This window comes from uncultured Pontibacter sp. (assembly GCF_947502515.1).
Taxonomy (GTDB): Bacteria; Bacteroidota; Bacteroidia; order Cytophagales; family Hymenobacteraceae; genus Pontibacter.
In genome coordinates this window covers 108449-122445 of sequence record NZ_CANNAI010000001.1, presented here as the reverse complement: position 1 = coordinate 122445, position 13997 = coordinate 108449, and the positions used below count along the sequence as shown (strand labels likewise).

General features: G+C 50.8%; 11 protein-coding genes. 5 read left to right on the top strand and 6 right to left on the bottom strand.

Going from position 1 to position 13997, the window contains the following annotated elements; translation table 11 throughout:
- Positions 1-116: 116 nt before the first annotated feature.
- Together asnS and Q1A54_RS00550 are read left to right on the top strand one after the other, a co-directional pair.
- Positions 117-1556 carry an asparagine--tRNA ligase gene (gene asnS / locus Q1A54_RS00555; RefSeq protein WP_196119199.1) on the top strand — a complete coding sequence of 480 codons (1440 nt, stop codon included), beginning with the start codon at positions 117-119 and terminating at the stop codon, positions 1554-1556.
- Positions 1557-1665: 109 nt separating this feature from the next.
- Complete coding sequence (locus Q1A54_RS00550) at positions 1666-3201, top strand: hypothetical protein (RefSeq protein ID WP_299984229.1); 1536 nt, start codon at positions 1666-1668, stop codon at positions 3199-3201.
- 63 nt (positions 3202-3264) lie between these two features.
- Here Q1A54_RS00550 and Q1A54_RS00545 read toward each other — a convergent pair whose 3' ends face one another.
- Positions 3265-3759, bottom strand: a complete 495-nt coding sequence (locus Q1A54_RS00545; protein WP_196119201.1) for a DUF4168 domain-containing protein — start codon at positions 3757-3759, stop codon at positions 3265-3267.
- 297 nt (positions 3760-4056) lie between these two features.
- On the opposite strand from Q1A54_RS00545, the gene Q1A54_RS00540 reads away from it, so the two are divergent.
- The gene (locus tag Q1A54_RS00540) at positions 4057-5289 is read left to right on the top strand and encodes an outer membrane beta-barrel protein (RefSeq protein ID WP_299984226.1); all 1233 of its coding nucleotides are present in this window, start codon (positions 4057-4059) and stop codon (positions 5287-5289) included.
- A 91-nt stretch (positions 5290-5380) separates the two neighbouring features.
- On the top strand, positions 5381-6652 hold the full coding sequence (locus tag Q1A54_RS00535; protein ID WP_299984224.1) for an outer membrane beta-barrel protein: 1272 nt from the start codon (positions 5381-5383) through the stop codon (positions 6650-6652).
- A 39-nt stretch (positions 6653-6691) separates the two neighbouring features.
- Here Q1A54_RS00535 and Q1A54_RS00530 read toward each other — a convergent pair whose 3' ends face one another.
- From Q1A54_RS00530 to Q1A54_RS00515, 4 genes are all read right to left on the bottom strand, one after another.
- Positions 6692-8077 (bottom strand): NAD(P)/FAD-dependent oxidoreductase, encoded by a 1386-nt coding sequence (locus Q1A54_RS00530; RefSeq protein ID WP_299984222.1) that lies wholly within the window; start codon positions 8075-8077, stop codon positions 6692-6694.
- Between the two features lie 79 nt (positions 8078-8156).
- A complete protein-coding gene (locus Q1A54_RS00525; protein ID WP_299984220.1) occupies positions 8157-8750 on the bottom strand; it encodes an alpha-ketoglutarate-dependent dioxygenase AlkB in 594 nt (197 codons plus the stop codon).
- Positions 8737-10455 (bottom strand): cation:proton antiporter, encoded by a 1719-nt coding sequence (locus Q1A54_RS00520; RefSeq protein ID WP_299984219.1) that lies wholly within the window; start codon positions 10453-10455, stop codon positions 8737-8739. Before Q1A54_RS00520 ends, Q1A54_RS00525 begins: the two co-directional genes overlap by 14 nt.
- A gap of 104 nt (positions 10456-10559) precedes the next feature.
- Entirely contained in the window at positions 10560-11399 is an 840-nt protein-coding gene (locus tag Q1A54_RS00515) for a universal stress protein (RefSeq protein WP_299984217.1), read from the bottom strand.
- A 143-nt stretch (positions 11400-11542) separates the two neighbouring features.
- Here Q1A54_RS00515 and Q1A54_RS00510 point away from each other — a divergent pair, with 143 nt between their 5' ends.
- Positions 11543-12943 carry an alanine/glycine:cation symporter family protein gene (locus Q1A54_RS00510; protein ID WP_299984215.1) on the top strand — a complete coding sequence of 467 codons (1401 nt, stop codon included), beginning with the start codon at positions 11543-11545 and terminating at the stop codon, positions 12941-12943.
- 96 nt (positions 12944-13039) lie between these two features.
- Here Q1A54_RS00510 and Q1A54_RS00505 read toward each other — a convergent pair whose 3' ends face one another.
- A complete protein-coding gene (locus Q1A54_RS00505) occupies positions 13040-13987 on the bottom strand; it encodes a mechanosensitive ion channel family protein (RefSeq protein WP_299984213.1) in 948 nt (315 codons plus the stop codon).
- Positions 13988-13997: the final 10 nt, after the last annotated feature.

Genomic DNA, 13997 nt, shown 5'->3' with positions numbered 1-13997 from the left:
AGATTAGGGCCGCTGGTTTGCGCTTTTTTACGTACCTTTTTCTGCTTTTGCTAAAGAGCAGAAAAAGGTACCTTAACCTATAATTTGTTCAGACACATTACGCTACTAGAAATAACATGCAACGCACAAAAGTAAAAGAGCTACTGACGGGTGCCGGTGTAGGCAACGAGGTTTTATTGAAGGGCTGGGTACGCACCAAGCGCGGCAACAAATTTGTGAATTTCATCGCCGTGAACGACGGCTCCACGATACAGAACCTGCAGGTAGTAGCCGATGCCGAGAAGTTTGGCGAGGAGTCCCTGAAGGACGTAACCACCGGTGCTGCCGTAGCTATTACGGGGCAGCTGGTAGAGTCGCAGGGCAAGGGACAGGCTTACGAGATCATGGCCAACACGATCGAAGTGCTGGGCAAAGCCGATCCGGAAACCTACCCACTGCAGAAGAAAGCGCACTCGCTGGAGTTTTTGCGTGAGATTGCGCACCTGCGCTTCCGTACCAACACCTTCGGAGCTGTGTTCCGCGTGCGCAACTCTTTGGCTTTTGCCGTGCACAGGTTCTTCAACGAGAAGGGCTTCGTATACATGCACACGCCGATTATCACGGCCTCTGACGCAGAGGGCGCTGGCGAGATGTTCCGCGTAACCACGCTGGATCCAACCAACCCGCCGCTTACCGAAAACGGGCAGGTGAACTACGAAGAGGATTTCTTCGGTAAAGCCACCAACCTGACTGTATCTGGTCAGTTGGAAGGTGAGCTGGCAGCCATGGCTTTCAGTGATATCTATACCTTCGGTCCGACCTTCCGTGCAGAGAACTCCAACACCGCCCGTCATCTGGCTGAGTTCTGGATGATCGAGCCCGAAATGGCTTTCTATGACCTGAAGATGAACGCTGACCTGGCCGAGGAGTTTATCAAGTATATCATCCGCTATGCACTGGAGCACAACCGCGAGGACATCGAGTTCCTGGGCCAGCGCCTGACAGAAGAAGACAAGAGTAAGCCGCAGAACGAGCGACAGGAAATGACGCTGCTCGAGAAGCTGGAGTTTGTGGTGAACAACGACTTTGAGCGTGTAACCTATACCGAGGCAATCGACATCCTGCTCAACTCGAACCATTACAAAAAGAAGAAATTCCAGTATGACGTGAAGTGGGGCATCGACCTGCAGAGTGAGCACGAGCGCTACCTGGTGGAGAAGCATTTTAAAAAGCCGGTGATTGTAACGGACTATCCGAAAGACATCAAAGCCTTCTACATGCGCCTCAACGACGACGGCAAAACCGTGGCCGCTATGGACATTCTGGCGCCAGGCATAGGCGAGATCGTGGGTGGTTCGCAGCGTGAGGAGCGCATGGACATACTGGTGGAGCGCATGAAAGGCGTAGGTATACACGAGGAAGATCTGTGGTGGTACCTGGATACCCGTCGTTTTGGCGGCTGTCCGCATGCCGGCTTCGGTCTGGGTTTCGAGCGCATGGTGCAGTTCGTGACAGGTATGGGCAACATCCGCGACGTGATCCCGTTCCCGCGCACGCCTAAGAATGCAGAGTTTTAACACAGGTTATACCTGCGTGAACACAGAGCCCGGCTATACCTTAGCCGGGCTCTCTTTTTGGCTAGAAATTTGCTATCTTACTTCAGATAAATCCCTAATAAATAGCCTTATGCGATATATAATATTAGCCTTGCTCCTGCTCGGTATTGCTGCACCTGAGGTGCGTGCGCAGCAGGAGTTCGCCAGCCTGGAGCTGCCCTTGCGCCGGGCAGAAGATCTGGTGTCGGTGGCCGATGGAGACGGTAATGTCTGCCTCTACTTCTTTCAGGGTGGCAAGCTGCACTTTAGCTTGGTAGATGCCAAAGGGCAGACCGTAGCGACTCAGGAGATACCGTACCGCAATGGCCAGCAGCCACAGGTGCTGGGTACCCGCGTAACCGATACTGAGTTTGTATTTTATAGCCGGTATGTAAATGGCAGCAAAGAGTTTGTGCGCCCTTTTGCCGTGAACAGGTATAGCGGTGGTTTCCGTAGCCTGCCCGATGTGCCGCTGCGCCGTGACAGAAACGAGACGTTTGTCGGCGCCTTTGCCGATGCATCTCATTTTTACATGATCTATACCGACAAAAAGGATAACCTGATCCTGCACCGTGAGTTGGATGAAAGCTACTACGAGAAGAAGACCTTCCAGATGGCGGACCTGCCGCGCACCCGTACCCGTAGCGAACGCCAGCAGGAACTGATCTTTGTGCACCCCGACCTGGAGCGCACCGTGTTTGCCGGTCAGCACCGCAGCAAGATCTATACCCGCGGTGATAAGCTATACCTGGTATTCGACGGCTTCTCGCTGCGTGGCAAGAAGAATGAACTGACCACTGAGATTCTGACACTCGACTGGCCCAGTGGCCAAACCGAATACCGTACACTGCCGTCGTTGACCGTTAAAAGCGCGTCCAATTTTAACTCTTTCCTGCATGCCAACACCCTGTTCCGGGTACAACTGGAGAAAGACGAATTTACGTTGACCGCCTTTAACTTCAACACCCTGCAGCCAATCAAGGAGTACAGGTATACGGCTGATCAGGATATCGACATTAAAGCTACGCCAGTGCACCAGCGGGGAGCAGGCGCCTTGTTCTCGTCAGGCAATAGCGTGATCGAGAAGACCTCTAAGGTGATGCGCAACCTATCGACGGGCAAACCTGCCATTACGGTAGATGCCTTCAATGACAGCACACTGCAGCTTACCATCGGTTCGTACCAGCCTCCAAGCCGCCGCAACATAAACGGAGACCCGGGCAGACTGGTGCGTACGCCCGATCGCTTTATTCAGACCTCACGTGGGCTATACCTGATGCCAGGACGCTGGGTACCCGCCTATACCTTACCGTACAGCTACAGCATGTTCCCGTACAACCGCTACTACTACGATCCGTTTTATAACCGATCGGGTGAGCCGGTGGGGCCTGGAACGAGCACCTATTTCAGAGCTGTGCTCGATAGTGAGACGCTCGACAAAGCTTATGTAGCAAAAGATGACAGTGCCGCCGCCACCGTGCAGGACAAGATAGAGGCTTATGAAGAAGAGCTGAAGCAGAAGCCAGAGTATAAGACACTATACCGCTATGGCAACAACAAGCTGCACTATGGCTATTTCGACAAGCGCAGCAAGACCTTTAAGATACTGGAGTTCACCCAGAACTAAGCCCAATAAAAAAGCTTCGCCGGAATTCGGCGAAGCTTTTTTGTGCTTTATACCTGAGAGCTTTTACAAACCCATCATTTTCTGGATCTTGGCCTGCACGGCCGGGTCCTGCTGGTAAGCCAGCATGATCTGCTCGTAGCGCTCTACTGACATGCCATCTTTCTGAATAGCTGCCTGCATGTTCTTTTCAATGTCAGGTTGCATTTCCATCATACGGCCGATCGCTTTGTTGAAAGCGGCCTTCTCTTCTGCTGTGCCTTCGGCTTCAGCCAGCTTCTGCTGCTGATGTGCCTGCGCCAGGGTGTTGAATTTATCAACGCTTAGTTTCTCTTCTTCCAGAATCACCAGCATGGCTTTTTCGCTTTCCTGTTGCAGCTCCATCAAACGGGTACTGGCATCTACAAAGAGCTTGATATCCTGATCAGAAATAGCTTGCGCCTGTTGCTGCGGTGCTTTCTGAGGAGTAGCCTGCTGGGCTACTGCGCTACCGCCTATTGACACGAAGCCTACAACAAGTCCTGCCACGGCAGTGGCCTTCAGTTTATGTAAAATATTCATGAGACTCGGGGTTAAAAATTTTGAAATGATGAATAAAGAAAGGCAGGTTCTCTCGATTACCACTTAAACTATACCTTATTTCAGAAAAATAGTTTTCGGAGGCCTGCCTTCAGTTGCTTAAGGACCCAAAAACCCTGCCATAATCGGCTGACAATTAAATCACATAACAGAGGTTGTCCTTGACTGAGTTTTTGAATAAAATTTCTTTTAGCAGATCAACTTATATAAATATATCCTCCTATATTTAGTCACCAATCTGCTTTTATGAAAAACCTATACAAACTTATGACACTCTGCATGAGTGTTCTTCTGGCTATGCCCACTATGGCGCAAAGTGATTACAAGCCAGGCTATGTCGTAATACCACAAGGCGATACACTGCAGGGGCAGGTGAGCTACCGCACTGACGCGACTGGCAAAACGATCGGTTTCAAGAGAAACGGAGAATCAGCCTCCACATCTTATACCGCTAATGACCTCTCAGGCTATGGTTTTCCGGGCGACAGGAACTACCGCACCCGCACCCTTGATCACGCTGACACGCTGGCTGCTGAGTATGTGTTCATGCAGGAACTTGTTCGGGGTACGCTCAGCCTTTATGTTTACAAGGGCACATTCTTTGTCGAAAAGAATGACAATCCGGACAAACTTCATAAGCTTTATATCACAAAGGAAACGTACGTCAACAACTACGGTGTAACAGCCCAAAGAGACATCAACCATCATGTACGCACCCTGAACACGCTGATGCAGGATTGCTTTGCGATGTTCAGCAAGGTGGAGCGGGTAAAGCTTGCTGAAAAAAGCCTGGTGGACCTGGTGAAAGAGTATAACAGCTGCATTGGCGGAGCTGAAGAACAAACGACTTTCAAGGAGTCAAAGAAGTGGTTCGCCATCAAACCGGGATTAGTGGGAGCCATCAGTCATACCTCACTTAACTTCTCAGCCACTGACGAAAGATACATCCACCTGGAAAATGCTGAGTTCAACACCAATACTTACCCTACCTTTGGTATCGCGCTGCTGCTCAACTCCCCCCGTATCAATGAGAATGCCTCTATCCTGGTAGAGGGTCGTTATTTTAGCAACAGCTATCAGGCGAACCCCAGCTATGAATGGTTTGAATTCTACTATGATAACAAAATCGACATTAAGCTTTCTGCTATTAAGCTCACGACAGCTCTCCGCTACGATTTTGCAGGCAAGACGCTTCAGCCGTTCGTTAACGCCGGTGGTTTTTTCAACATCTTCAGTCAGCGTGACTACAAGCATACCCAGTATGTCAGAAGAACACAGAACAGTACACCCACCGAAAGGAACCGTGATGATGAGAACTTCTTTGGAAAAATGCAGCAAGGCATTATGGTGGGTGCCGGCACGTATTTCAACCTGAGTAAGCACAGGCTATCACTGGAAGCTCGCTATGAATTGGGGCTGGATTTGCATGATCAAGCTGCCGTTAATAGAATTACCAATGCACTTGACTCTGATACAAGGACATTGTCAGTCCTCTTCGGCTTCTACTTTTAAGCTGCATACCCCAATCTGAATTATACCTGATCAAGGTCGGAGCCATAAGTAGTTCCGGCCTTGTTCATCTTCACTATTTCTTCCTCAGTTTATGAAACAATTTTTACTCCCCTGTCTGGCTGTCGTGGCCTTGCTGACTCCTTTTTATTCTTCTGCCCAGACATTCCGGCCTGGCTTTATTGTGCAGGCTGCCGGTGATACAACCAAAGGTCTGGTGCGCTACCGGGAAGGCAAGCAGAATTACAAGAGCGGCCTGTTTAAAACGACAGAAAACGCAGATGTCACAGAATATTTCCCTGCCGACATTCAGGCCTATGGTATCATAGGTGAGGCCCCCTTTATGAGCAAAGAGGTACCTGCAACAGACGGGACACTGAACCGCATGTTTGTAGAGGTACTGGAGCAAGGAAAGCTTACCCTTTATACACAAGACAACTTGCTATACCTGGAGAAGGAGAACAATGGGCTGAAACACTTATACCTGCAGACAGACGACCAGGACATAACGAAGCATATCGGCGAGCAAAAAACGGTGAGCACTTCCACCCAGCACCTGATCCTGATCAACTCCCTCACTCTTGACTGCCCGGTACCGGATAAGTTGATGCTGAAAGTACAAAAGCGACTGCATGTGCCGGATGTAACGGCCATCGTTAGAAATTATAATCATTGCGCAGCACCAACCAGCGCTATCTCCTACAAAGAAAAGCAGTCATGGCTCAAAACCGAGATAGGCGTATTTGCCGGCGGCTATTCAACGGCGCTTCAGTTCAACCATAATACCACGATTCACTGGTTTAAAGGGGCAAAGTTGCCTTATTCAAACAACTTTGTATTCGGGGCTGTATTCAATTTTATCTCTCCTAAAAAGAGTGAACGCCTATCTGTGCAAATTGAACCTATGTACAGCAAAGAACATCACGCTGGCAACTTTGAATACCCACGTGAATCTTATGTAATCAATGGAAACTATACTATAGACATGGAGCGTTTGTCACTGCCTGTCATGCTTCGCTACACTATTACTTCAAATGGCAGGTTCAGCCCTTATGTCGGTGCAGGTATAACAAGTGATTACATTCTGAGTGGTGATGTGAGTGGAACTCAAAAAACTGTATACCACAACGGTCTATTACAGGAAGGTGCTGTTAGAAAAACAGAAATCGGCACCACGTTTTCACATGCGCTCACAGGTGCGCTGGGCGTCAAAGCCCGGATAACGGACAGGCATTCCGCTTTACTACAGTTTAGGTATGAATACGGCCGTTACCTGGCTACAGATCTCAGCAGTTCAGATTCGAGAGCTTTCCTAAATGAGAACCATCAAGGCTTCTACCTGACCGCTGCTTATTTGTTTAAATAAAACTTACCTCTTCTCTCTTGCTATCAGGCGCAGCAGGCTTTACGCCTCCTGCGCCTGATAGCTTTTCAGTTTCTCTTTCTTAACAAGCTGCTTTTCCAGCAGTTTCTGCACCTCCGGCTTGTCGTAGTCTTCCACAGCCTTGATGTGCTTCATCACCTTTTTCATGATCTTGTCCTGCTCACGGCCTGTCTCCAGGGCGTAGGAATAAGGTAGGTCCGTGAAGGTTACCATGGAGTAGAGCGGAATCCACTTGTCGGGGTATTGCTGGTTGATCTTACCCTCGATCTTCTTGCGGAGCAGGAAGCGCGGGTCGGCCACCTTGTCGCGCATCTCGATGAAGTTCATCACGGCCAGGTCAGCAATGGCATCAGCATCGGGTTTGCGTTTGCGCTCAAACTTCTTGAATAGGCTTTCCCAATCCCCATCGAAGTTTTCGAGCATCTGGTCCAGCACGGTGATATCCTCAAAGCCAGCATTCATCCCTTGCCCGTAAAACGGCACCACCGCATGGCAGGCGTCGCCTATCAGTAGAGCTTTGTCTTCGAAAGACCAGGGGAAGCACTTGACCGTCACCAGCGAACCGATCGGGTTAGAGAAGTAGTCCTCGGCTAGGTCAGGCATCAAAGGTATGGCGTCAGGGAAAGTCTGCAGGAAAAAGTTGAGCAGGTCGTCGTCGGTTTTGATGCTCTCAAAGGAAAGCTCACCCTCGTAAGGGAAAAACAAGGTACAGGTGAAGCTGCCGTCGATATTGGGCAGGGCGATCATCATGTAGTTGCCGCGTGGCCAGATGTGCAGGGCGTTCTTCTCCAGTGCCCAGCCACCGTCTGCGGCTGGCGGTATGGTCAGCTCCTTGTAGCCGTACTCCAGGTAGCTTTGTGAGTAGTTGTAACGTTCTGTTTTCTGCATGGCGTTGCGCACCATCGAAAAAGCCCCGTCGGCTCCGAACAGCATTTCGGTTTGCAGCTCTTCCAGCTCGCCTGTTTCGTGATTGCGCAGTGTGGCTTTGCTTTGGCGCAGGTCCAGGTCTAGCAGTTGGCGATTGAAGTGGTAGGTGATATCGGGATTTGGCTCCGACAAATTCATCAAAGCAGCGTTCAGCCCTGTACGGGAAACCGAATAGATCGACTGCCCCTCTTTACCGTACGGCTGAAACGTGAGCTTGCCCTGTTCATCGTGCATCATGCGGCCATGCATCGGTATAGCCACTTTGCGCACAGCCTCTTCTATACCTATACCTCTAAGCGCTTTGAAGCCGCGGTCGCTCAGGGCGAGGTTGATCGAACGGCCACCATCAAGCAGGATCTTGCGCATGTCGGGTCGGCGCTCGTAGATGTCCACTTTGTGACCGCGCTTGGCCAGGTATAGCGACAGCAGCGAACCAACCAGTCCGGCTCCCATGATGGTGATGTTCTTTCTCTCAGTCATAGTGTGAGGTTCAGGGCTTCTTGTTCTGTAAAGAAACGTTTTCCAATCGGGAAAGGCAATACTACGGCGGCATTATACCTTAGCCAATGATTGTACGGAAAGTCAGGTTAATGCGGGGCGCGATAGGACGACTTGTTTTAGGCAGTTGGTGCTGCCAGTGCTGTTGGGTAGTTCCCTGCATGAGCAGGAGGCTGCCGTGCTGCAGTGTAAGCTTCAAAGCAGGCAGGTCTTTGCGCTTGCGGTGCCGGAAGGCAAAGCCTCGCTCCCCTCCAAAACTGACAGAAGCTATACCTGGCGCAAGGGATTTCTCATCGTCGGAGTGCCAGCCCATGCTATCCTGCCCGTGACGGTAGTAGTTGAGCAGCACACTGTTATACCTGTCGCCGGAGGCTGCCTCTATCCGCTCCTTCAGCTCCAGCAATACCGGCAGCCAGGGCTGAGGCGCATTATAGAGCCCCGAGTAGGTATAGCCTTTGTCGCCGTACCAGGCGGTAAGCCGCGGTAGCGGCAGTTGTTTACCAAACATTTTGATTTCCTCCTGCTGCCAGGCCACTTCCTCTGTCAGGCGCTGCAGGTATAGGTCGCTTTCTTCTTTCGTGAAAAAATGCGGGGCATAGTATACCTCCGCCTGGGGCATCTCGAGCTTTGTGAAGCTTTCGCTATGCTGCATCATCTTCTTTTCTAGACTTAGCTTCTTCGTTATCTTTCTCTTGCTGCTCTTCCTCTCTTTCGTCTTTCTCCACCTTATGGCTAAACATTTCGGCCACCTTTTTTGCAGAGTCTTTGTAAGGCTCCAGAATATATTCCGCTCCTGCCTCTTTTAGCATCTGCACGGTGTCATCATTGTTGGCAGTTACAGCAATGCGGCCATCAAAATTCTGGTGCCTGAGTAGCTTCATCAGGGCAATGTTCACCTTTACATCCGATATGGTACTGATGACGTTCGACACCTTCTTCACAGGTAATACCTCCCCCAGATCAGGATCTTCCGCATCACAGTACACGGCATTCAAATCGTGCTCCGTCCAGTTGTTTACTAAGGCAGGGTCTATGTCGGCGCCAATGTATTTGAGGTTGCACTCTTCCAGGGCTGTGGCTATGCGCTTGCCATAACGCCCGAGTCCGAATATGAGCACGTCCAGCTTCTCAGTATCATCCTCCAGTTCCTTGGCCTGCGTCGGCTTTTTCTTTTCAAAGATGCTCAGCATCGGTGATAGCCAATCAAAGAGCTGGTCTGAGAACATGATCATGTAGGTGGAGAGCGTGATGGTGATAAGGCCAACCAGCGTCACCAGTCCTAACGTTTCTTCGTCGATGTGACCCACGCCCATGCCCATGTTGATGAGGATAAGCGAGAACTCACTGATCTGCGCCACGGTTAGGCCTGCCTTAAATGAGGTGCGCTTGTGGTAGCCCATAATACCCATGATGATGAGCACGATGATCGGGTTGCCGACCAGCACAAACACCGAGAATATAATGGACGGCACGATCTGTTCGCCCATCAGCCCCAGGTTGAGTTGCGAACCCAGATCAAGGAAAAAGAACAACAGCAGGAAGTCGCGCACGCTAGTCAGGCGCCCGCTAATGACCTCCCTGTACTGCGTAGAGGCCAGCGATATACCTGCCAGAAAAGCACCCACCTCTTTGCTGAAGCCCAGAAAATCGCCTAGCGCGGCCAGCAGGATCGCCCAGCCAATGGAGAAGAGCACCAGTAATTCCTGCGAGTCGGCCAGTTGCTTGGTCACTCTCGGAATCACATACTTCATAAGCACGGCCACCACCGCAAACATGGCAATGCCCTTGCCGAACACAAAGAGCAGGTCCATTCCGACGGAGCGATCCGACTCGGCACCCAGCGCCGACAGCACGATCATTACTACGACCACCACAATGTCCTGCACAATCAGGAAGCCAAGTGCGATCTGCCCGTGCAGCATGTCGATCTCCTTTTTGTCGGAGAGCAGCTTTACAATGATGATGGTACTCGAAAACGTGAGTGCCACCGCCACATACAGCGACTCCAGCCACTCAAAACCCAGCGCCATGGCAATGCCAAAACCAAAGACCGAGGTGAAAATTACCTGCCCGAGGCCTGTCATCAAAGCTACTTTTCCCGTCGATTTAATCAGGTTGATATCCAGTTTGAGGCCTACCACGAAGAGCAGAATGGCGATACCCATCTCGGCGAGCAGATCAATCTCATGTTCGGAATTGAGGATGTTGAGCACCGAGGGCCCTACCAGTATGCCTACTGCGATAAAGGACACGATAAGTGGCTGCCGCAGCACGCGGCCAATGGCTCCAGCCAAAGTAGCCAGAAAGATAATGAGGGCGAACTCGTAAAATTGGTTGTTGATCAGCTCACTTAGGTTCATAGTAGTAGATTAGGGTGTGGCGTGCGCACTAAAAAAAGCGCTCCCGACTTAATACAGGGCACAGGGGCTTTTAGTTTTAAGACTTGATTCTATACCTAGATGTGCTATACCTGTTCCTGCTCTACCTCCGGCAACACAATCAGCGGAACAGAGGCGTCGTAGACCAACTCGTTGATCAGGAAGCGGCGGAAGACCTGGTTGGTGAATGAGCGGGAGCCTTTCTGCACGACCAGCATACCATCGGCGTGGGCGTTCATGTATTGCTTTAAGGTATAGAAAGCATCTTCTCCCTCAAAAGCCTCTATGTAAGCATCACGCTCACCATGGTACATCTCCCGCAACTCTTTCAGGTAGCCCATCGTTTGCTTCATGCTGTCCTTCTTCGCCACTACAGACAGAAAACGGATGTGCTTTATCTTATCACCGAACAGCTGAAGCACCTTATCAAGCGCTGCCGTGTTGAGTCTGTATTTGTAGTACACACTTACATAAAGCGTGTCAGGCGCCATGTTGAAAGAGTGCCGGGGCACGGCCACTATTACATCGTTTGTTTCGTCAATTACACTAATGGCCATGCTGCCCATAAAGATCCGCTTCAGGAAGCCAGTCCCTTTCAGCCCTACAAAGATTATATTATAATAGTACTCACTTAACAGACGCTGCAGCGATATAATCAGGCTGTCCTCGGCTACACGATAGCTGATGTGGCGTGTATCAGGCAGGTGCTGCATCGCAAACGCTTTGAGTTTGTTCAGGGCTTTATCGGTCTCATAACCGATTATTTCATTGCGAGTGCTGACATCAGTGAGGGCTGGTGCCATAACAATGGGCTCGTGCAGAAGCAACACGTCAGCGGCCATGCTGTCAGCCCAGTGCTTAGCCAGCTGCAGCTCAAATTTAGAGTAGGAAGAAAAGTCGATCAATACTATAAACCTGGTTTTCATCGGCAGGGGGTTTAGCAGTATACCTGTACCAGTACTGGCACCTATATCTGTAAGCTACGAAAAAATACGGCAATTGTATAGTGCCATTGGTTGCCATTCTAAGCGTATCTTTGTAGCTTTCTATTTAAGCAACCTATTTTCTATTGAAAGCATTAGAAGAGTTTTTAGTATGGTTTAGTGACGCCGCATGGGGTATGCCTTTGTTGATCCTCCTGATGGGCGGCGGTTTTTACTTTATGTTTTACTCAGGCTTCCTGCCCTTCCGCTACCTGCGCCATGCCATCAACGTGCTGCGTGGCAAATACGACGACCCCGACGACCCGGGGGACATCAACCACTTTGAGGCGCTGTCGGCTGCGCTGGCAGCTACGGTAGGCATGGGCAACATCAGCGGTGTGGCCGTGGCCATCGCCATTGGCGGGCCGGGTGTGCTGTTCTGGATGTGGGTGAGTGCCTTTGTAGGTATGGCCACCAAGTTTTTTACCTGTTCCCTGTCGGTGATGTACCGTGGCCATGACAGCGTAGGCCACCTGGAGGGCGGACCGATGTACGTGATTGAGACAGGCCTTGGCAAGAAATGGAAACCGCTGGCGGCCTTCTTCGCTATTGCGGGTCTGTTTGGTACGCTGCCTATCTTCCAGGCCAACCAGCTCACGCAGGTTATCCGGGAGGTTGTGCTCGAGCCTAATGGATTCACGACCACTGACTTATTCTACACCAACCTTACTATCGGACTGGTGCTGGTGTTCATTACATCTCTGGTGATTTTCGGAGGTATACAGCGCATTGGCCATGTGGCGGGCAAGATGGTGCCGGGCATGGTGGTGCTCTACATGCTGGCTGTGTTCTACATCATGTTCGTGAACTACACTGCTATACCTGATGCATTCGCCTTGATCTTCAAAGACGCTTTCTCGGCTCAAACTGTGCTGGGAGGTGCTGTAGGTGCGATCATTATTGCGGGTGCACGCAGGGCGGCCTTCTCGAATGAGGCAGGTATAGGCACGGCCTCTATGATGCATGGCGCCGCCAAAACCGACGAGCCTATTCGCGAGGGACTGGTTGCCATGCTAGGACCTTTCATTGACACCATCGTGGTTTGTACGCTCACCGGTCTGGCCATCATCCTGACGGGTACGTGGCAGGATACCGATGCCAGCGGCGTGACTATGACGGCCACTGCCTTCAACAATGCCATGCCTGGCTTTGGCAGCTATGTACTGGTGGTATGTGTGACGATCTTCGCCTTCACTTCGTTGTTTTCCTACTCTTACTATGGCACCAAATGCTTCAGCTACCTCTTCGGTGCGAAGTATAAGCACTACTACAACTACTTTTATGTAGCCACTATCGTGTTTGGCGCCACCGCCACCATCACAGCCGTAATCGCCCTTATCGACGGCATGTATGCTATGATGGCGATTCCTACCATGGTATCGGCCCTGTTGCTTTCGCCAAAGGTGATGGCTGCCGCGCGGGATTATTTTACAAGGATGAAGGAGTTCCGGGAAGAGACTAAAGAAAAGGAGGCAAAGGGAGTATAAAAATCAAAGCTGAGCGGTTCGCAAAGCAGTATAATTTCATATCTCTAGCATAAGAAAAAGGAGCCTGTTCTATAAAAAACAGGCTCCTTTTTTATTCTACTCCAAGCTCTTTCGCGACGACACAATCCGCTGTAGTTCTGTTTCGCTCTCCTGCCCTTCGGCAGCGCTGTAGAAGCGGGTGGTTGGGTAAGCGAAGCGAATATCCGATGTAGCCAGAAACTCAGACAGCACGTCTTCCCATATCTTGTTTTCGCTCTCCCGACGGCCATTCAGGTTGCAGAGGTAGCGTAAGGTAAGCTGTATACCGTTCTCTCTGACTTTGGTAAACACCCGCGGCTCGAAGCTTCGATAGAAGATCAGATGCTGCTGCGCCTCTATGCGCACGCGTTGCTCCACCTCCCCTGTCAGTTTTTCGGTATGCCGACTCCCGATCTCCTGCAAAATGGTTTTCGCCTTCTGCCAATTGCTTTCAAAAGTAACCCGTACCTGCACCTCGTGCCACAGAAACGGGAAGCCGTAGTTGTAGTTGATTTGCCCCTGCGTGAATACCTGGCTGTTGGGGATGTGCACCACGCGGCCCGTCGCCTGCTCAGAATCCACCCATTCCCCCAGTTCGTTGATGGTGAACTGGAAGAAGCCGATGTCGATGACGTCGCCGGTATAGAGGCCTATCTTAATACGGTCGCCTACTTTGAATGGGCGCTTCCAGATAAGGAATACCCAGCCCATCATGTTCAGTATCGGGTCGCGAAGCACCACCACCAGACCGACCGAGAAGATACCTAGGAACGTGGTGATGGACCTAAAGCCGTCGAACCAGATATTGGCCAGAAAAATAATTCCCAGCCCCGTCACGACGTAGTTGGTTGTCTTTCTCCATTGGTACAGCTTACGGGAGTCGGTCTGTTGCCGCGATGCCAGCCGTAGCAGCACCCGGCTCACGATCCAAAGCACCAGTAAAGCCACAAGTGACTTCACTATGTTCTCCTGTATGGCAGCCGACAGGTTGAGGTTCTCCTCTATCCAGTATTCAATTTTGCGCATAATGCTTCTT